Genomic DNA, 20,244 nt, shown 5'->3' on the forward strand with positions numbered 1-20,244 from the left:
TTTTGATATAGCTGAATTGACTTTTGTGCCACTAATTGATAGAAGTAAACTCAGCGATAAACGCTTTTATCGCCCTACTTTTCGGATGCATTTAACCAACAAAGAGATTCTTAAAAAACTACTTTCTTACTCGCAGGAACTTCGAGAACACTATGAACTTTACCAACTATTGCTTTTTCATTTTCAAAAGAAGCAAGCTGAACATTTCTTTGACCTCATTGAGGAGCTGCTTCCCAGCGTAAATCCCATCTTTCAAACTATTTTTAAAACCTTTTTGAAGGATAAGGACAAGATCATTAACGCATTAGAACTCCCCTATTCAAACGCCAAACTAGACGCTACTAACAACCTCATCAAAGTCATTAAGCGTAATGCCTTTGGTTTCCGGAACTTTGACAACTTTAAATTAAGAATTCTCATCGCTTTGAACATCAAAAAGAAGAGAACCAAGTTGGTCCTCTCCAGGTTATGACTTTTCAGCAACCCACTACAGTTGACAAAGAGCCTAGATTTGTTGGAACTACACAGAAAAACCCACTAGCCTAAACTAGCGGGTTGCAATTTCAAGTTGTCTGACTCAAATTGTTATTTCTGGGAACGTAATCGAATTAAGCTTCGATTTCAGTAACGATACCTGAACCAACAGTACGTCCACCTTCACGGATAGAGAAAGTAGTACCTTGTTCAACGGCGATTGGGTGGATCAATTCAACGTCGATAGTAACGTTATCACCAGGCATAACCATTTCAGTACCTGCTGGCAATTTGATTGAACCAGTTACGTCAGTTGTACGGAAGTAGAACTGTGGACGGTAGTTGTCGAAGAATGGAGTGTGACGTCCACCCTCTTCTTTAGAAAGGATATAAACTTCACCTTTAAATTTAGTGTGTGGGTTGATTGAACCTGGTTTAGAGATAACTTGTCCACGTTCGATTTCATCACGTTGTACACCACGGAGAAGGATACCAACGTTGTCCCCTGCAAGACCTTCGTCAAGCTGTTTACGGAACATTTCTACACCAGTAACGATAGCTTTTTTCTTCTCTTCTTTGATACCAACGATTTCGATTTCGTCATTGACACGAACAGTACCACGGTCGATACGACCTGAAGCAACAGTACCACGACCAGTGATTGAGAATACGTCCTCGACTGGAAGAAGCAATGGTTTGTCAGTATCGCGTTCTGGTTCTGGGATGTACTCATCAACAGTCGCCATCAACTCCATAACGATATCTTCATACTTAGTATCACCTTCAAGGGCTTTAAGTGCTGAACCTTGGATAACTGGAAGATCATCACCTGGGAAGTCATATTCTGACAAGAGGTCACGGATTTCCATTTCAACCAATTCAAGCAACTCTTCATCGTCAACCAAGTCAATCTTGTTCATGAAGACGATAAGGTGTTTAACACCAACCTGACGTGAAAGAAGGATGTGCTCACGAGTTTGTGGCATTGGTCCATCAGTTGACGCTACAACGAGGATCGCACCGTCCATTTGGGCAGCACCAGTGATCATGTTTTTAACGTAGTCCGCGTGTCCTGGAGCGTCGATATGCGCATAGTGACGAGCTTCAGTTTCGTACTCAACGTGTGCAGTATTGATAGTGATACCGCGTTCGCGTTCTTCTGGAGCAGCATCGATAGACGCATAGTCTTTAGGTTGGTTTACTGATGAAGGCAAGCGACGTGCCAATACAGTAGTGATAGCTGCAGTCAAAGTAGTTTTACCATGGTCAACGTGTCCGATTGTACCAATGTTAACGTGTGGTTTACTACGATCGTATTTTTCTTTTGCCATTTTAGGAAAAGCCTCCAATAAAATATATTTTATAGATAGACAGTAGGCAATACGGTCTAACTTTACCTTACCATTCTATCAAATTACAGCGAAATTGCAAGTGTTTTGTGTCTTTTCCTTTAGAATCTTACTTTTCTAGTTGATGATATGGTTGAATTTGGACGCTCTGTCCGATATTAGAAGCATAAATCCAGTCCGCATTTTCCAATTGTGCAAAATTTTCTGCACGGCCGGTTAGGATGACCCCGGCGAATGTAGCCGTTTTTGGATCTTGATTAGCCTCCAAATAATCTTTGAGGTACTGATCGGTTGAATAAGTTTTTCCATCTGCTCCTGTTGTAGAGGTAAAACCATAACCAGCTGCTAAGAATTTCTTTAGGTTATCTTGGAAAACACTAAAACTATTTTGCATTCCTTCTAGCGGATTCACTTGGATTTTCTTTTTATATTTTTCATATATAGCAGAGATATCTGCTTGAGGATCATTGTGCATAGTTTCCTCTATCTCTTTATTAAGTGCTGCTTGCTCTTCAGCTTCTAATCCTCTATCAAAATAGGGCCTAAATCCGAACTGATTGGCTAAATCACGACTAAAATCTACCTCATTATCCTGACCAATCCAAATCCAATTGAGTTTTAGATTATCAGGTACTTTTTTCTCAATTTCAGCCAAAGTATAGGGCTTATCGAATGTTATCGCTACTTCTACTGCCTGCCCTGACATCTGAGGAATAAAGTCCAAATCATGAGTTGATTTTAAGTAGACTGGCTCTTTAGCATTTTTATTATAGAAAATCGGGATTTTTTGTACCCCTCCATAAGTATAGTCTGATTTTCCTCCATCTCCTGATTTTAAATGCTCATCCTGATTCAAGGGATAAGTTAATAGAAGCGAGTAGTTTCCAGTATATTTTTCGAAAGGAACCATGATACCGTCAATATCCTTAACCCGATTGGAGTAAAAATTTCCTGAAAAATGAGATGTCGCCTGATAGCCCCAAGAAATATAGTCAATATTGGGATAAGCAATTTCAGATAGCCTCATGTAATGTTCCATCGCTTTTTCTGCGTTCTTGCTGGCTAACTTTTCCAAGGAGTAGTAAATTCCTGCTATTGCAATTAGTGCCAACAGGCAACTACCTACAACCAATTTCAATCCATGTTTGCGCTTATTTTTCTTGGCGATTTGTTCAAAACTAGATAAGTTCTTCATGGCTTAACCCTCTTTCTTTTATCATTATTTTTAGTTTATTGCGGCCCCGCATAAGAGTGACTTTAACCTTGGCTTGCGAGTAACCTAGGATATGGCTGATTTCCTTTACAGAGAATCCTTGAAAGTAATAGAGATCGATTACCAGTCGATAGGAAGTAGCCAACTCTAAAACAAGGTCATAGAGTTCGCTTCCATTGTCTTGGTCATAGCGTGTCAGCTCTTGTCGAAAAAATTCCCTCTGCAGAATTTCTCGATAGCGTTTCTCCCTCCGATAGGTATCGATATAGGTTCGAACAGCTACCCGATACATCCAGGCCCTGATTTTTTCCAGCGGGAGAACCAAGTTGCTCTCCAATATTTTAACCAGAACATCTTGTGTGACATCGTAACTATCTTCTTTACTGGCGCCAGATTTCATGAGATAGTAGTCAATTTCTTCCGCAATGGCAACCAATTCTTTTTCATATTGGTCCAGCCTCATGGCCTCACCTCTCCTTCTTTCACTAGTATAACGAATAAACAAAGACTTTGGTTACAGATAAAGAAAAAAACTTAGGATAGTCCCAAGTTTTTTTGAAGATGATCAACCTGAATTACGCAAACCTGTTGCAATACCATTGATAGTAATATGAATCAAGTTCTCTTGATCCGCGCTCAATTCGCCTTTTCTGAGACGATTGATCAGTTCGATTTGGATATAGTTAAGCACATTGAAATAGGGCAAACGATAATGAAGACTGGCTTTCAATGATGGTAATTCAGCCAAAAGTTCCGTTTGATTTTCAATTTGTAGAATGATATTCTTGGTCAACTGCCACTCATCCAAGATGATATTGAAAACATCGCGAACATCATCATCTTCAACCATCTTAGCATATTCAAAGGCGATGTTCATATTAGATTTAGATAGGACCATATCTACATTAGAGAGAAGCGAACGGAAGAATGGCCAGTTTTCATACATGGTCTGTAGTTTCTCCAGATTTTCCGGTGCTTGATCGATAAAGCCTTTGAAGCTCGAACCCACCCCATACCAACCTGGTAACATAATCCGGTTTTGAGACCATGAGAAGACCCAAGGAATGGCACGGAGTCCTGAGATTTCCGTAATGGTTTTACGAGCTGCAGGGCGAGATCCAATATTAAGGCTAGATACCTCACGAATCGGGCTAGCAGCAAAGAAATAGTCGTAGAAATGAGGGTGTTTGAAAACCAAATCCCGATAGATATCATAGGAATGGCTTACAATATCATCCATCGTTGCACGGTAATTGATGATTTCTTCAGGATCTGTAATCATCTGAGTGACCATGCGATCAAGTGTTGCTGAAACCAGCATCTCCAAATTATAGTAAGCAGCATCAACATTTCCGTATTTATTACCAATGACTTCACCTTGTTCAGTCAAGCGGATGCGGTCTTTGATGGAACCGAAAGGTTGTGAAGTAATAGCATCATAAGATGGGCCCCCTCCACGGCCTACTGTCCCCCCTCGACCATGGAAGAAGGTAATTTTAATACCAAATTCTTCTCCAATTTTTGTCAATTCATTTTGAGCCTTGTAGAGAGTCCAACCGGATGACAGATAGCCCCCATCCTTATTGGAATCTGAATACCCCAACATGATTTCTTGATAGTTCCGATTGCCAGCAATCCATTTCTTAGTTAAATCCAGGTTCAAATAGCGTCGCATAATGTCTGATGCATTGTCCAAATCTTCGATGGTTTCAAAGAGAGGAACAATTTGCACCCGGGCTGTTTCTGTGTCAACAAGCCCTACCTCTTTGAGGAGAACTGCCAACTCCAGCAAGTCCGATACACTTTCTGAGTGAGAAATAATGTGTTGCTTGATGACTTCTTCACCCAATTTGTCCTTGAGTTCACGAGCTGCTTGGAAAATAGCCAATTCTTTTTGCAATTGCTCAGATTTGGGAGCATGGGTTGCAGATAAGATACGTGGATCTTCCTGCAATTGCTTAAGGAGGACGTAACACTTAGCCTCTTCCGACAGCTTACTGTAATCTTCTACCACTTGAGCTGTCGCCAACAACTCTGCAACACTTGCTTCGTGAATACTGGAGTCTTGACGCATATCGATACTAGCAAGGTAAAAACCAAAAGCTTCAATAGCTTCCAGCAATTCCGTAAATTCACCCTTTATAAGAGCCGTTGATTTGTTTTCTTCAAGGGAGGATTTGATGGCTAAGAGATCTGACTGGAACTCCTTGACATTGGCATAGCGAGGTTCTAATTTTTTATCTTCAATCAAGTATTGCTTGGTGTTTTCCAACTTCATCCTGATGAAATGGAAAGCACGACGATAGGGTTCATGTTCGCGATAGACTGAGCTATCTTCTGACAAATCAGCTAAAACCAATACCTCTGAACTGACATCAACAATAGCAGTTGACAGTGAAAAGGTCCGGTACAGACTGTCCAATTTTTCGTCATAATAATTCATGATAACTTCAGCTTGGGTAAATGCTGATAATTTAAGGGTATCTGCAGTAACAAATGGATTCCCATCACGGTCGCCCCCAATCCACATACCCATTGTAATCGGCAGCGGATGTTGAAGATCAATCCCTCTCTCAGATGCCAAGCGTTTGTACTCGGATTGCAATTTAGTCACCGCTTTGATGAAAGAACTTTCATAGTAGTTCATGACGTTGCTAATCTCATTGCTGACCTTTAGTTTTCGCTCCCGAATCATCTCGGTTTGCATAATGATTTCAATGTAACAACGTAGTTCATCTAACCACTTGTCTCTGTTCATGAGACCTAATTTAACATCTCTATAGCGACGAAGAAGATTGTGAATCTTGTGAGTCAACTCTAACATAGACTGACGTTGAACCTGAGTTGGATGGGCTGTCAGAACAGGTACCACATTTAAGTGCTCTAAGATTTCAGCCGCATCCTCACGACTAGCTACTAAATCAATGGTAGAAGATAATTTCCCGAGATAATCTTCACCAGCATTGTTTTTGTAGTTAATTTCATACGCTAAATCAACATCCTCCGAGATATTAATCAAGAGTGGAAGAACTGCAAAATAACGAGAAATAACAGCCAGTTCATCATTGGTCAGGGTAGCAATAATCGTTAACAATTCATGATAATTGTCTTCAATGGATAAATCAGCTAAAGCAAGAATTTTATCAAAGGTCTCACCTGGAATCAGTTGGCGTGCCACATCTTCCAGTGTATCTGTTAAAATCCTCACTTCTTCTTGGATAGCATCTTTGTTATTGTAGTTTTCGAGTTTTTGAATAGACATATAGTTTCCTCTCTATATTTGCTAGATCAAGATCATGCTAATGGAAGGTTTCTTCAATTTCTTTTTCTAAAAGAAGGCGACGCTCGTGGGCATCAATATTAAGAACAAAGGCAATACCGACGGAAATAATTAAGAGACTACTGCCTCCCTGCGACAGGAAGGGGAAAGTTACTCCTGTGGCTGGAATCAATCCTGAAATCCCACCAATATTGACAAAGGCTTGAACCAGGAGCATACCTGCAATACCTAAGGACATCATAGAATTGAAAGGATCTCGTGCACGAATACCAACCACAATAATTCGTAAAATAAGAAAGAATAGAATGGCTAAAATCAAGCTAGCTCCTACTAAACCCAATTCCTCAATCACAATAGAAAAGGCAAAGTCTGTGTGAGCCTCTGGTAAGTATCCCTTTTTCTCAATGGAGTTTCCTAAGCCAAGTCCTAACCAGCCACCATTGCTCATAGCATAATAGGAATTGGCCAGCTGCAAGCCGGCATCCGTCGCATCTTTAAAGGGATTAAAGAAAGCCGAGAAGCGCTTAGCGATATAACCAAAAATGGGAATCTTTGCTACCACATCCACACCAATCAGCCAAATCGAACCTAAAAGCAGAGTTGAGGCCGAAACGATTGCGATCAAGGCCGTTGAAAACCAGCGATAGCCGATGCCGCTAACAGAGAGCATAATGACAATAATGAGGGCAACAATGGTTGCATTTCCCAAATCTGGCAGTGTTGCTACCAAAATAAGAAAGACCATACTAATGATCCGCCAGTCATTGAGTCGGTTGGGCATCCATCTTCCCTTAGTTAAAGCCTGATAGTCATAGGTTCCAATATCAGACTGAATCATATCAAATTTTTGGGCCAAAAACCAAATGATGATGAGTTTGAGATACTCAGCCGGTTGCAAGCTAATCCCACCAAAGCGAATCCAACCATGGGCTCCATTGACTTGAGTAAAAAAACGGGACAAAATCAAGAGACCAATTTCAATGAGAATGACAATGTTAACAACTGAGCTCTTCCTAAGAAAACTGAGTCGCATACGGTAGATAAGGAAAATCCCAATTAAACTGATCAGCCAAAAAAGAGCTTGATTCATTACCGAGCGAAAAGGATTTCCACCACTTTGGATTTGGAGAGCTGAGGTTGTTGAATAGACAATAATCAAACCAATAATGGATAACATGAGATAAGGTATGAGTATTGAATAATTTAAAAAATGCCTTTTAGCAATCTTCATTTTTTCTCCTGGTAACTGTTCAAAAGGCTTATGTTAAGACCTATTTTGGGGCAGTCACGATAATTTTTAGAATATTATTACTATTATACCATAAAATCTCCATCTGGACGAAGACTAAAAGAGACCGAACCATTCCCCTTGTTGCCTTTTTCTCATAATTTCGTATATTTTTAAAAAGAATGGAGAGTGAACTTGTCCGCAGAATGGTATTTTTCTAACCTTGACTAGTCATTTCAAAGCTAATCTTGAAAAAAGGGCGCACTTGGCCCTTGTAAGTGGAGGGATTTTTTAAACAACCCAACTCGCCAGATGCGCTTGGTTTCCAGTCTTCAACTTTGCCAGGGCAAAGCCAATCATGACAAGAAAACTCATACTGATAGCTAACCTCATCTTCTTCAGGCCTCGAATGGTATGATTCTCAAAACGAAAATCCCTGTCCAATCTTCCGTTAACCCGCTCCACAGAAGTTCTCTTCTTGTACTGTCGCTTAAATTTCTGACTAGCTCGTCCAACTTTGTTAAAAATAATGGGTTCAAAACTCCTTTTCAAGCGAAAAATCCGATCATCTTGGTATTGTGGGTGAAAGCCATAACGCAGACTATCACAGGATTTATCATAACCTTTATACAATAACTCTATTTCTTCACATTGATCATCTACCCAGAAGACTTGACCTGACTGGTTATAGACAATATCAGTATCTAAATATTGTCGTGTTTCCTCCTCTTTCCATCGATGAGGTGCATCAATAATAGGGAGAATATCCGCATCCTCTAAGAGGTGTTGAAGCGGTTCACCGCTGTAACCGCGATCTGCCATCAGATACTGAGCTCTGTCTAAAACCTTCTCACTTAGGTGACTAATCATCTTCTTAGCGACAGTCTGTTCCCCCTTTGAAGCAGGTGTCACTTCCCAGGCAATCGGGAGTTCGTAATGGGCATCCACGATGAGATGACAGCGAAATCCATAGTAATTTTCTTTTTTCACGTACCCATTTTTACCATGTCTTTCTTTACAAGTGAAATCGGCATCCAGATCAGATCGCTTATTATAACGCTTTGACGTTGAATGATGGCTCATAAAGGGAAAAATCGCTACAGACCGTGGCGATTTTTCTTTTTAGGTGATCCTTAAACCTTGATAAATCTAAGTTCAAGAAAAAGGGGAATGATTCGAGACCATTATAGTAAAAGAAAAAAAGAGGGATAGAAAAACTATCCAACTCTTGCTATTCAAATTTTTCTAAGTAAAATTCAATCTTGTCACCTTGTGAAAGAGTCATTTCTTCTACGCCTTTTGGCGCTAACTCTCCGTTAATCGTATACATCCAATAGGTATTTTTGGAGGCATCCTGGCTAACTCCGTCAATAGAGGTTACCATACCAGCATCTATTTCGACCTTATGGTTTGCTTTCAAGGCATCAAGGACTGTAGTTCCCTCCTTAAAACTATCTTCCTTGCTAAGGGTATCCTTCTCAAGAACTACACTGAGGGTAACAGATACCATATCTGCTGAATTTTCAGTAGGTTTTGTGCTAGTTTGACAAGCTGTTAAGACCAGGATTGTCAAAAGACTAGTCAGAGCTACTAATAGTTTTTTCATCATAATAAAATCTCCTAAATAATTGATCAATAATGGGGTAAAAGAGAGCCGTTGAGATAGCATGAAGTAAATCAAAAAAAAAACCATTCAACCAATAAATATAGAGATTGGCCCCGAATTGATAGGCAATTGGAATACTAATCCAAAATCCATAGGTAAAGGTTATGAGGCCAGCCACTATACTTTGAAAAACGATAGCTTTCTTTAGCCTTCTGGTCAGAGGTAGAAGGATATAGTACCAGATTAGCATAATCATCGCAAAACTGAAAATCTGCCAAACTACTACCAGGCTAAATCCAAAAATTAGACTGGAGCCCAACATGGTCAGAGCCATGACTAAGATACTATCTTTTAAGTCCAAATAAATGAGGCTAACAAGAAAAAAAGCAGTCACCGGTTTGATATTCGGGAAGTAGGCAAAACCTAATCGCAAAGCAATACAGAGAGCTGCCAGAATGGCAATGCGACTCATTCTTTTAGCTGTCATATAGCAAGTACCTTTCTGTAAATTCACCACTATTCTACTCTATCTTATTCTATTTTTTCTGTCAAGAAATATCTGCATACAATTCCTTTGATATATTTTATGAATTAAGTTAAAATAGTTTCGATGAGAAAGAAATTAAAACCTGTATTTGTCTTTGCTTTCTTCTTCTTATTTGTTAGCCTAATCCTGTTCACAAGAGGTTTGACCCAAGAAGCTACAAATGGAAGCACAGATCCATCTACTACAGAAACCAATAGTCCTTCCACACCTCCTCCTTCAACCGCTAGTCCTAGTACCTATCATATTGATAATGCTTTAGAAATGAAGCCTATCATCGATGTTTCCGGCTGGCAACTACCTTCCGAAATTGATTACGATACCCTTTCCCAAAATATTTCCGGTGCTATTGTTCGTGTCCAGAGCGGTTCGCATACCAAGAAAGACAATGCTGCCTCTTATAAAAATGGTTTGGATAAATCTTACAAAACTCATATCCAAGAATTCAAAGCTAGAAATATACCTGTGGCAGTCTATGCTTATGTGACGGGCAACAGTATCAAATCAATGGAAGAGGAAGCGGTTAGTTTTTACGAAGCCTCCTATAAATACCAACCAACTTTCTATTGGTTGGATGTAGAGGAAAAAACGATGGAAGACATGAATGCAGGTGTCGAAGCTTTTCGTGCCAAATTGTCTTCTTTAGGTGCTAAAAATATCGGGCTCTATATCGGCACCTACTTTATGGACGAGCATAGCATCTCTGCTGATAATTTTGATGCTATTTGGATCCCTACCTATGGTACAGATTCGGGCTACTACAATGCTGCTCCAAATACCGATTTAAACTATGATTTGCACCAATATACTTCTCAAGGTCGCCTCAATGGCTTTAAGCATGCCTTGGATTTGAACATCATTACAACCCTTAAAGATCCAAATGAAGTCTACCAAAAACTCTTTACCGTTCCAGATTAATCGGTCACTCCTAGAGGTCATCTCTTCATGCTAAGAGATGGCTTTTTGATGTTCGTTTTTCTCCATTACTTGTCATCTTTGTTATCCTCTGAAAAAATGATATAATGATGGCATCACATTTTTTTGGAGGAACTTATGACTTCTTGGATTGCAAGAATCATCAAGGGAATGATTATCGCCCTTGGATTTATTTTACCTGGTGTATCAGGAGGGGTCTTAGCTGCTATTCTAGGTATTTATGAACGCATCATCCGCTTCTTGGCCCATATTCGTGAAAACTTTATTGAAAATGTTCTCTTCTTTATTCCTGTTGGAATCGGTGGAATCTTAGGGATAGCTCTCTTCTCCTTTCCAGTGGAATTTCTCTTACAGCACTATCAAGTGCCTGTCCTTTGGGGATTTGCGGGCGCTATCATTGGAACTATCCCTAGTCTAGTGAAAGAATCAACCCGGAAATCATCTCGAAATGCTATCGATCTTACTTGGTTATTTGGGACCTTTATCGTCTCGGGACTACTTCTCTATTTTTTGAATCAACTAGTCGGAACGATTCCAGCTGGCTTCGCAGGGTTTGTTTTAGCTGGAGCTCTCATTGCTTTGGGGATCTTGGTACCGGGACTCAGTCCTTCTAATTTATTATTAATTTTAGGTCTCTATTCACCAATGTTGACTGGGTTTAAAAGTCTAGACTTGATGGGGACATTTTTGCCCATTGCCATCGGTGGACTTATTGCAATGCTGTCCTTTTCAAAAGCAATGGACTATGCTTTAGAGCACTACCATTCACGTGTCTATCATTTTATCATCGGAATCGTTCTTTCCTCTACCATTCTCATCCTTTTGCCAAATGCTAGCAGTGAGGAAGCCATCTCTTATGCTGGTGCAGGTATCTTTACCTGGATCTCAGCTCTTCTTCTCTTTGTCCTTGGTATCTGGTTGGGACTGTGGATGAGTAAGCTTGAGGAAAAATACAAATGAGTAAGAAAGCTAAAATCAAGAAAACCTTGGTTGATCAAATCTTAGATAAGGCCATGATCGATCATGACTCGCTTAGCCTCAATGCCCTAACAGGCGACTTACCTGACGATATCAAAAAGGAAGATATCTATAAAACCTTGGCCTTAATGGGCGATAAGACCGGTCCAGTCATTGGTATCTTACCCATTAGCCAGCAACTATCTGAGAAAAAATTAGCTAAGATTTCTGGCAATAAAAAAGTGTCCATGATTGCCCAAAAAGATTTAGAAAAAACAACCGGCTATGTACACGGCGCCAACAACCCTATTGGCATCCGTCAAAGACATAATTATCCTATTTATATTGACCAGTCGGCTTTGGACAAAGGTCATATGATTGTCTCAGCTGGGGAAGTTGGCCGTTCCATTCGCATCAAGAGTCAAGTCTTAGCAGACTTTGTAAAAGCTAGCTTTGCTGACTTATGTCAATAAGAAAAAGGTGATAGTTCCGTTGAAAAACAGACTATCATTTTTTTCTATTCTTATGCTAAGATTGCTGATTTTTTCAACCATCTGTGATAAAATAGGTCTAGCAGACTTTGGAGGAATGAAAATTTTTATGTCTAATCATCATCACATTGAAGAATTAAATGATCAAGAACTGGTCCGTCGCGAAAAAATGGCTGACCTTGCTGCTCAAGGCATTGATCCTTTTGGAAAACGATTTGAACGCACAGAAAACTCTGGACAATTAAAAGAAAAATATGCAGATAAGTCCAAAGAAGACTTACATGATTTGGCTGAAACAGCCATTATTGCTGGTCGTCTCATGACCAAACGCGGAAAAGGGAAGGCCGGCTTTGCCCATATTCAAGACCGCCAAGGCCAAATCCAAATCTATGTTCGTAAGGATTCTGTCGGCGATGAAAACTATGAACTCTTTAAAAAAGCTGACCTCGGTGACTTTTTTGGTGTAGAAGGTGAAATTATGCGGACTGATATGGGAGAGTTGTCTATCAAGGCGACTAAATTAACCCACTTGTCCAAAGCCCTTCGTCCCCTTCCTGAAAAATTCCATGGTTTAACCGATGTGGAAACCATCTACCGCAAACGCTATTTAGACCTGATTTCCAATTCTGAAAGTTTCGACCGCTTTGTCACTCGCTCTAAAATCATTTCAGAAATCCGTCGCTATATGGATGGACTTGATTTCTTGGAAGTCGAAACCCCTGTTCTTCATAATGAAGCTGGTGGTGCTGCCGCTCGTCCATTCATTACCCATCACAATGCCCAAGGCATTGTGATGGTCCTTCGTATCGCTACTGAGTTGCACTTGAAACGCTTGATTGTAGGTGGAATGGAACGTGTCTATGAAATCGGTCGTATCTTCCGTAATGAAGGGATGGATGCTACTCACAACCCTGAGTTCACTTCTATCGAAGCCTACCAAGCCTATGCTGATTTCCAAGATATCATGGATTTGACAGAAGGTATCATCCAACATGCCGCTGCTTCTGTTAAGGGAAATGGCCCAATCAACTACCAGGGTGTGGAAATCGCCATTCACGAACCTTTCAAACGCGTCCATATGGTTGATGCCATCAAGGAAATTACTGGCATTGATTTCTGGACCCAAATGAGTCTTGAAGAAGCCGTGGCTTTGGCTAAAGAAAAGAAAGTTCCACTGGAAAAACACTACACTTCTGTTGGCCATATCATCAATGCCTTCTTTGAAGAATTTGTAGAAGAAACCCTCTTGCAACCAACTTTTGTTTATGGGCATCCAGTAGAAGTCTCACCATTGGCTAAGAAAAATGATGAGGACCAACGTTTCACAGACCGCTTTGAGCTCTTCATCATGACCAAAGAATACGCCAATGCCTTTACAGAACTTAATGATCCTATCGATCAATTGTCTCGCTTCCAAGCACAAGCACAAGCACAAGAATTGGGAGATGATGAAGCAACCGGCATTGATTATGATTTCATCGAAGCTCTTGAATATGGTATGCCACCAACAGGTGGACTTGGAATCGGTATTGACCGCTTGGTTATGCTCTTAACAGATACAACCACCATCCGCGATGTATTGCTTTTCCCTACCATGAAGAATTTGTAAACAAAAAATAATCCCTTGTAATCTTGTTGACAGAATTACAGGGTTTTATTTTGAATTAATTGACACTTCTTACCTTCACCAATCTTATGATTTTGAATCTTCTAGACTTTTTACATTCATTGTAACTTCATTTACTTTAATAAAAAGAGTATCTCCATCAAATCCTAATTAATAATGTGAAATTTGAATTTCCATAAGAAAGATGGAATAGTTTTTGGGATAAAGTAACAAGTGTGCAAGCAAAATCAAGCGAAAGAGTTTCCTAGTATGTATAATAAATATACCAATCAAAGGAGGGCTGACTATGGTTACATGGCAAGAAAATATTCAAAATCTTATTTTTGAAATTGATCGCAATATTAAGGAACAAAATGATGATGCACTTACGCTTTCAAATCTTGCAAAATCGATTGGATATTCAGAATACTACCTATCAAGAAAATTCAAGGAAATATCCGGTATGCAATTACGAGATTTTCTTCGTGGCAGACGGCTTGTTTTTGCACTCAAAGATCTTCGAGAAACTGAAGAAGGCATTTTAGAGATTGCGATAAGGTATGGTTTTTCGTCTCACGAAGCATTTACTCGTGCATTTAAAGAAGCCTATGGCCTTACTCCTAGTGACTACCGAGTGAATAAGTTCCCGGTTGTCTTGCGAACAACCGTCAAACCCTTTGACTGCTATTTATTAGGCATAGGAGGAACTGGTATGGCACAGAGTGCAGAAACCATCAAAAGTTATTTCGTAACGATTCCGGCTCACAAATTCTTGCATATTCGGAATTATGAGAGTGTCGGGTATTTTGATTTTTGGCAAAAACAGAGCATCATTCCCGGACAAGACTCACAAACGATTTGCGGTCTATTAGACGGCATTAAAGGTAAGCTGGATGATGAAGGTGGAAGCGATTCTAACGTAGGGAGTGTTCAGCTTATGGCATTTATCAACGAGCCAGAGGGAAGAATATGCAGTTGGGGGATTCCACTTGCAGAAGCATACGGCATTCGTTTGCCACAAGACTATACTGTAGAAATACCGCCACAGATGCAAGTAATGGATGTTCCTGAGGGCGAATATATCGTTTTTGAACATGGAACCTTCGATTTTGAAACCGAAAATCAGACAGTTGAAGCTACGATTGAAAAGGCTATGAAGGAATTTAACTATGCAGAAAGTGGCTATGAACTTGATCTGACGCAAGGTAGAGTTTTTTACTTTTATCACGACTGCGAACGTTTTTGGAAATACATCAGACCTGTAAAGAAAGTCAAATAGTTAATCGAAACAAATCTCTTGATGGAGTGACACTTTCACGTTATATCGAATTTATAAAAAATAGATCGCCTACTAGGAATATCGTAGGTGATTTCTTTATATCATCATTCGAATGACCGTTGATACCCTGTCACTATCGGCAGGCACTACTCCAGTGGAGTGAAACTTAGTTCCTTCTATAGTCTTTTGAATTAACTTTAATACGTTGTCACTATCGGCTTGCCGTACTCCAGTACAGCCTGAACCTCAGTTCCTAGTCCTAAAGCTAATTCATTTGACTATATTTCCAACTTCAAACAGTCGATTACCAGACTGTAAGGTAAACTGATTATTATCAGTTTTTATTTCCCACCTCAAACAGTCTATCCCCAGACTGTTTGAGCTGCCTGCACCTTATATTCCTTATCTTAAAGTTTGTGCATTCGACTATCCTTATCACCCTTTCAACTCCTTGAAAATCTTAACCATTACAACGTCAATAATCTAAATACCAAAGACCATACATGCTCTAGTTCTATAGATATATTTTCAGAAAATTACTGAAAGAAATAAAATAATTTGATATAATATTGTTACTATACTTACAAATCTACCTTATTTTTTATCTACTATATACCACTTATCTAGTTTCACACAAGCGATTAGGAATCTAAGGAGATTCTGTATTTATTACAAATATATTTCTATAGAGAAAGAAGATGATGAAGAAAAAGATTAAAATTGAAAAAAGCCGAATTCTATTAAAAGAAGCCCTTCTCCATTTATTGTTGGAAAAAGACTTTGCCAAGATTACCATACAGGACCTGTGCAAAAAAGCTAAGGTCGGTCGATCCACATTCTATAATCACTATAACGACAAAAACGATTTGCTTCAAAGCACAGTTGCTTTTTATAGTCAAATTGCTCAAGAAACTACCGTCAATGCTTTTTTATCTGACGACAAAATGAATCTTCATGCCAACCTAATTCGAGATTACCAGGCTACCGTTCAGTATAGTAAAGTTATTCAGGCTCTGACAACTATCCACTTACCAAACGCAGATTTTGAGGCTAATATGCGGCAAATTTTGCATGAAAAATATCAAGTTTTACTTGCCAACAGCGAGTCATCACTGAGTGAGATTCCAGAAGAACTGGCTATTAATCTCTACGCTGCCAATGCTCTTACAGTGACCAAATACATCGCTTTTCATCCTGATATTGCTAATATTAACGAGCTGGCTGATTTCATGATTCATATTTACGGACGTCTTTTTAAATCTTCTAAGGAAGAGGAATCTGAGACCTTACAAGAACCTGGTTCGGAAACCATTCTGGAGATAATTCCAAAGACTTTAGAATAAAGAATACAAAAAAGCTGAGATTCCCTCAGACTTTTTCTTTCTTCTGAAAATACTCATGAACACGCGGGGCAACTTCTTTTCCATAAAGTTCAATGGCACGTAGGACATCCTCATGGGGCAAAGAACCAACTGGTAGATGGAGGAAAAATCGATCCAAATCCATAACTTCAACGGTATTGATAATTTTTTTGGCTACATACTCCGCATTTCCAACTATCGTTGCTCCTTGATCTGAAAGTGAATGGAGATAATCTTCTTTGGTCATCTCACGCCAATGTGGACGATCTTTTGCAATATTATCTACTGTTTGTTTATTAGGGTAAAAATAATCTTGGATAGCCTGTTCATGATTATCGCCAATCCACCCCCAGGAATGTGCTGCTACCTTGATACGACTGGCTGGATGCCCTTCGTTGGTTGCAATCTTTCGATAAGCATCAGCCAGTGGCTTGAAGTTCTTCGGCGTAGTACCAATTACAGCATAAACAATTGGCAAACCCAATTGAGCAATTTTGACTGTTGACTCGACATGACCACCAGTTGCAACCCAGATCGGAACATCTTCTTGAACAGCTCGAGGGTAAACAGGTTTATTAATCACAGTTTGAGTATGTTTCCCTTGCCAAGTCAAGTTGGTATTTTCTTTAATCTGCAAGAGCATATCTAATTTTTCATCAAAGAGTTCTTCATAATCTGCTAAATCATAGCCAAATAATGGGAAGGATTCTGTGAAAGAGCCACGACCAGCCATAATTTCTGCACGGCCATTAGAAAGGGCATCAATAGTGGCATACTGTTGATAGAGACGAACCGGATCCATGGAAGAAAGGATAGAGACAGCTGATGTCAACTTAATCTTTTTGGTCTTAACAGCTCCAGCTGCTAAAACAATCTCGGGCGCAGAAACCGCAAAATCTTCCCTGTGGTGTTCACCAATGCCGTAGACATCTAATCCGACTTGATCCGCCAATTCGATTTCCTTGACTAATTGACGGATCCGTTCTTCATGACTATAGGTTTGACCAGTTTTTTCTAAAGGTGTCGTTTCACCAAAAGTTGAAATACCTAATTCGACCATACTTGATTCCTCGTTTACTTCTGATTTATAATCATGGTATCACTAATTAGTGTAACCAGCAAAAATTATGCTCATTTCTCCCCAATATCGTTATTCCAAACAAAAAGACTCGGTTAAACCGAGTCTCAGACTGAAGACAAAGTCCTTGGAATTAGGTTTCTAAGGGCTTTTCTTTGTGAATAGGAGTATAATTAAAGTATCTAGTATGAGGAGGTTTGGCTATGCTTCATAAGGAAAAACCAGATTACAACCGCAATCAATATGGTTTCTATACACTGATGACCTTGTTCCAATTGATCATTTCCTTCGTCAAGTTGATGAGGTGATTGATTTTAACTTCATTTATGAGTTGGTAGAGGACACCTACTCAACCGATAATGGTCGTCCGAGTTTAGATCCTGTCATGCTGGTTAAAATCCCTCTTATTCAGTGCCTCTATGGTATTCGGTCCATGCGTCAAACTATCAAGGAAATCGAAGTCAATATGGCTTATCGTTGGTTTCTCGGTCTTACTCTCGATGACAGGGTCCCCCACTTCACTACTTATGGGAAGAATTACAGTCGAAGATTCCAAGAAAAAGAGCTCATCTCTGAGATTTTCTCTCGAATTCTCAATCAAGCCTTAAGAGCTGGTTTGATTGACCCTTCTGAAATTTTCGTGGATGGAACTCATATCACGTTTCTGTTCGTAGAGCCACGATTTCGCTATCCCTTCCTCTCCCCGCTACCTCGCGATAGTCAGGCTTGGGAGTCGCTATTGGGTTCACCGGTAGCGGGTGCCCACGGAGGACTTGCACCTCAGATGTACGACATGCCCGTCGTACTGAAAAAAGAATAACCGATGTTATTCTTCAATGGCGCTTTCGCTCTTTTCAGTTGATTCTTCAACAATTGTTTCTACCTCTGGCGTCACCGCAGCTTCTGTCACGCGATTACGAATGGCTGCACGATCAAAAGTTAAGTAGATACCATCAATATCCAGAACGACTTTCTGATCATTGATTTCGTCTACGATACCGTACAATCCACCAATTGTTACGATTTCATCCCCTTTTTTGATTTGGTTGAGTGTATTAGCACGGCTTTGTTGTTGTTTTCTTTGAGAAAAGAACATCCAACCCAACATCCCCAACATCAAAACTGGAAAAATAAATTGTCCCATAATTAACTCCTCATTCATTTAATAGCACCTATTATATCAAAAAATACCAGTAAAGAAAAGGGGAGAGTACAGCCTCATTCAAAAAAAGTATAGTCGGTTGAATGACGGTTGATATGATATCACTATCGACAGGCCTTACTCTGGTTGAGAGAAACTTAGTTCCTTCTATTTCCAACCTCAAACAATCTATTCCTAGTCCAAAAGTTCATTCATTCGACTATAAAAGAGGAGTCAAAGCTCCTCCTTATCATCGCTTAAATATAATTGCTTAAATCGTTCCCCAAACTGATTCCAGGATATTGGTTTGTTCACGACCTGGACCAACTGAGAAGGTCGAGATACGAACACCCACTAATTCACCGACTCGGCGAACGTAGTTACGAGCATTTTCAGGTAATTCATCCAGGCTACGCACGCCCGTGATGTCTTCTTCCCAACCTGGTAATTCTTCATAGATTGGCTTACAACGTTTGAGTTGCTCTAGACTTGCTGGATAATGGTCAATACGCTCACCATCCAAATCATAGGCTACACAGATTTTAACTGTGTCCAAACCTGAGAGGACATCTATGGAATTGAGAGAGAGATTTGTGATGCCAGATACACGGCGGCTATGGCGCATGACAACTGAGTCAAACCAACCAACACGGCGTGGACGACCAGTTGTTGTCCCATACTCGTGACCAATCTCACGGATACGCTCACCCACTTCATCAAAGAGTTCTGTAGGGAAAGGACCATCACCAACACGACTAGTGTAAGCCTTACATACCCCAACAACCTTATCAATTTTACTTGGACCCACACCTGAACCAATGGTCACACCACCTGCAACTGGGTTGGAAGAAGTAACGTATGGATAGGTACCTTGGTCAATGTCCAACATGACCCCTTGTGCCCCTTCAAAAAGGACACGCTTACCAGCATCCAAAGCATCGTTCAAAATAACAGATGTATCTGTTACATACTTCTTAATTTGCTGACCATATCCATAGTATTCTTCAAAAATAGAGTCAAAAGAGAGCTCTGTCGAGTCGTAAAGTTTAGTGAATTGACGATTTTTATCTTCCAAGTTAATCCGCAAACGTTCTGCGAAAATGTCTTTATCCAAAAGATCGGCAATTCGAATCCCTACACGTGCAGCCTTGTCCATATAAGCTGGGCCGATACCCTTGTTGGTCGTACCAATTTTATTTTCACCCTTTGATTCTTCTTGCAGTTGGTCCAATTTGATATGATACGGCAAGATAACATGGGCACGGTCAGAAATACGCAAGCTCTCTGTTGAAACACCCTCATCTTGAAGATAAGCTAATTCCTTAACCAAGGATTTTGGATTGACAACGACACCGTTTCCGATGACAGAAATTTTTTCTGGGAAGAAAATACCGGATGGAATCAGGTGCAATTTGAATTTTTTACCATCAATAACAATGGTGTGACCAGCATTGTCCCCACCTTGATATCGAGCAATCACTTCTGCATTCGCAGATAAGAAATCTGTGATTTTACCTTTGCCCTCGTCACCCCATTGGGTGCCAACAACTACTACTGATGTCATAAGATAAGATACCTAGAAGCCTCAAAATGAAAACACTTTACAGTGCTCTTACTAGACTTCCATTCCTTTCAGACCTAACGTCAACTGATGGTGGGAATCTCACCCACGAGTCTCGTTTACATCTCATTATACTAAAA

Annotated in this window: 17 protein-coding genes and 2 pseudogenes; 8 read left to right on the plus strand and 11 right to left on the minus strand. The window is 40.0% G+C overall.

Going from position 1 to position 20,244, the window contains the following annotated elements:
• Positions 1-37: 37 nt before the first annotated feature.
• A pseudogene (locus BN1356_RS10915) lies at positions 38-472 on the plus strand (transposase); the annotation flags it as partial.
• A 136-nt stretch (positions 473-608) separates the two neighbouring features.
• Here BN1356_RS10915 and tuf read toward each other — a convergent pair.
• From tuf to BN1356_RS10955, 8 genes are all read right to left on the minus strand, one after another.
• Positions 609-1,805 carry an elongation factor Tu gene (gene tuf / locus BN1356_RS10920; protein ID WP_093651427.1) on the minus strand — a complete coding sequence of 399 codons (1,197 nt, stop codon included), beginning with the start codon at positions 1,803-1,805 and terminating at the stop codon, positions 609-611.
• A 127-nt stretch (positions 1,806-1,932) separates the two neighbouring features.
• The gene (locus BN1356_RS10925; protein ID WP_093651428.1) at positions 1,933-3,018 is read right to left on the minus strand and encodes an anti sigma factor C-terminal domain-containing protein; all 1,086 of its coding nucleotides are present in this window, start codon (positions 3,016-3,018) and stop codon (positions 1,933-1,935) included.
• Complete coding sequence (locus tag BN1356_RS10930) at positions 3,002-3,499, minus strand: RNA polymerase sigma factor (RefSeq protein ID WP_093651429.1); 498 nt, start codon at positions 3,497-3,499, stop codon at positions 3,002-3,004. The genes BN1356_RS10925 and BN1356_RS10930 overlap by 17 nt, the downstream gene beginning before the upstream one ends.
• Before the next feature lie 102 nt (positions 3,500-3,601).
• Positions 3,602-6,298: a phosphoenolpyruvate carboxylase gene (ppc, locus tag BN1356_RS10935; RefSeq protein WP_093651430.1), complete on the minus strand. Its 2,697-nt coding sequence runs from the start codon at positions 6,296-6,298 to the stop codon at positions 3,602-3,604.
• A 37-nt stretch (positions 6,299-6,335) separates the two neighbouring features.
• Positions 6,336-7,547, minus strand: a complete 1,212-nt coding sequence (ftsW, locus tag BN1356_RS10940; RefSeq protein WP_093651431.1) for a cell division peptidoglycan polymerase FtsW — start codon at positions 7,545-7,547, stop codon at positions 6,336-6,338.
• A gap of 288 nt (positions 7,548-7,835) precedes the next feature.
• On the minus strand, positions 7,836-8,627 hold the full coding sequence (locus BN1356_RS10945; protein ID WP_245620344.1) for a transposase: 792 nt from the start codon (positions 8,625-8,627) through the stop codon (positions 7,836-7,838).
• Between the two features lie 148 nt (positions 8,628-8,775).
• Entirely contained in the window at positions 8,776-9,153 is a 378-nt protein-coding gene (locus tag BN1356_RS10950; RefSeq protein WP_245620345.1) for a DUF4430 domain-containing protein, read from the minus strand.
• The gene (locus BN1356_RS10955; RefSeq protein WP_093651432.1) at positions 9,122-9,637 is read right to left on the minus strand and encodes an ECF transporter S component; all 516 of its coding nucleotides are present in this window, start codon (positions 9,635-9,637) and stop codon (positions 9,122-9,124) included. Before BN1356_RS10955 ends, BN1356_RS10950 begins: the two co-directional genes overlap by 32 nt.
• A gap of 123 nt (positions 9,638-9,760) precedes the next feature.
• Between BN1356_RS10955 and BN1356_RS10960 the strand changes: the two genes are divergently transcribed.
• The 6 genes from BN1356_RS10960 (at position 9,761) to BN1356_RS10985 (ending at position 16,306) form a co-directional block, all read left to right on the plus strand.
• Positions 9,761-10,612 carry a glycoside hydrolase family 25 protein gene (locus tag BN1356_RS10960; RefSeq protein ID WP_093651433.1) on the plus strand — a complete coding sequence of 284 codons (852 nt, stop codon included), beginning with the start codon at positions 9,761-9,763 and terminating at the stop codon, positions 10,610-10,612.
• A 135-nt stretch (positions 10,613-10,747) separates the two neighbouring features.
• A complete protein-coding gene (locus tag BN1356_RS10965; protein ID WP_093651434.1) occupies positions 10,748-11,590 on the plus strand; it encodes a DUF368 domain-containing protein in 843 nt (280 codons plus the stop codon).
• Positions 11,587-12,060 (plus strand): aminoacyl-tRNA deacylase, encoded by a 474-nt coding sequence (locus BN1356_RS10970; protein ID WP_093651435.1) that lies wholly within the window; start codon positions 11,587-11,589, stop codon positions 12,058-12,060. The genes BN1356_RS10965 and BN1356_RS10970 overlap by 4 nt, the downstream gene beginning before the upstream one ends.
• A 127-nt stretch (positions 12,061-12,187) precedes the next feature.
• Positions 12,188-13,687 carry a lysine--tRNA ligase gene (gene lysS, locus BN1356_RS10975; RefSeq protein ID WP_093651477.1) on the plus strand — a complete coding sequence of 500 codons (1,500 nt, stop codon included), beginning with the start codon at positions 12,188-12,190 and terminating at the stop codon, positions 13,685-13,687.
• A gap of 304 nt (positions 13,688-13,991) precedes the next feature.
• On the plus strand, positions 13,992-14,963 hold the full coding sequence (locus BN1356_RS10980; RefSeq protein ID WP_093651436.1) for a helix-turn-helix transcriptional regulator: 972 nt from the start codon (positions 13,992-13,994) through the stop codon (positions 14,961-14,963).
• Between the two features lie 701 nt (positions 14,964-15,664).
• Positions 15,665-16,306: a TetR/AcrR family transcriptional regulator gene (locus BN1356_RS10985; protein WP_093651437.1), complete on the plus strand. Its 642-nt coding sequence runs from the start codon at positions 15,665-15,667 to the stop codon at positions 16,304-16,306.
• Positions 16,307-16,331: 25 nt separating this feature from the next.
• Here the strand turns inward: BN1356_RS10985 and BN1356_RS10990 are convergent, their stop codons facing one another.
• Positions 16,332-17,384, minus strand: coding sequence for an LLM class flavin-dependent oxidoreductase (locus BN1356_RS10990; RefSeq protein WP_093651438.1), 1,053 nt, complete (start codon positions 17,382-17,384; stop codon positions 16,332-16,334).
• 221 nt (positions 17,385-17,605) lie between these two features.
• On the opposite strand from BN1356_RS10990, the pseudogene BN1356_RS10995 reads away from it, so the two are divergent.
• Positions 17,606-18,060, plus strand: a pseudogene (locus BN1356_RS10995) (transposase); the annotation flags it as partial.
• A gap of 168 nt (positions 18,061-18,228) precedes the next feature.
• On the opposite strand, the gene yajC reads toward BN1356_RS10995, so the two are convergent.
• Positions 18,229-18,546, minus strand: coding sequence for a preprotein translocase subunit YajC (gene yajC, locus BN1356_RS11000; RefSeq protein WP_093651439.1), 318 nt, complete (start codon positions 18,544-18,546; stop codon positions 18,229-18,231).
• Positions 18,547-18,814: 268 nt separating this feature from the next.
• Entirely contained in the window at positions 18,815-20,107 is a 1,293-nt protein-coding gene (locus BN1356_RS11005) for an adenylosuccinate synthase (protein ID WP_093651440.1), read from the minus strand.
• Between the last annotated feature and the right edge of the window lie 137 nt (positions 20,108-20,244).

Origin of the sequence: Streptococcus varani (genome assembly GCF_001375655.1) — a bacterium.
Lineage (GTDB): Bacteria > Bacillota > Bacilli > Lactobacillales > Streptococcaceae > Streptococcus > Streptococcus varani.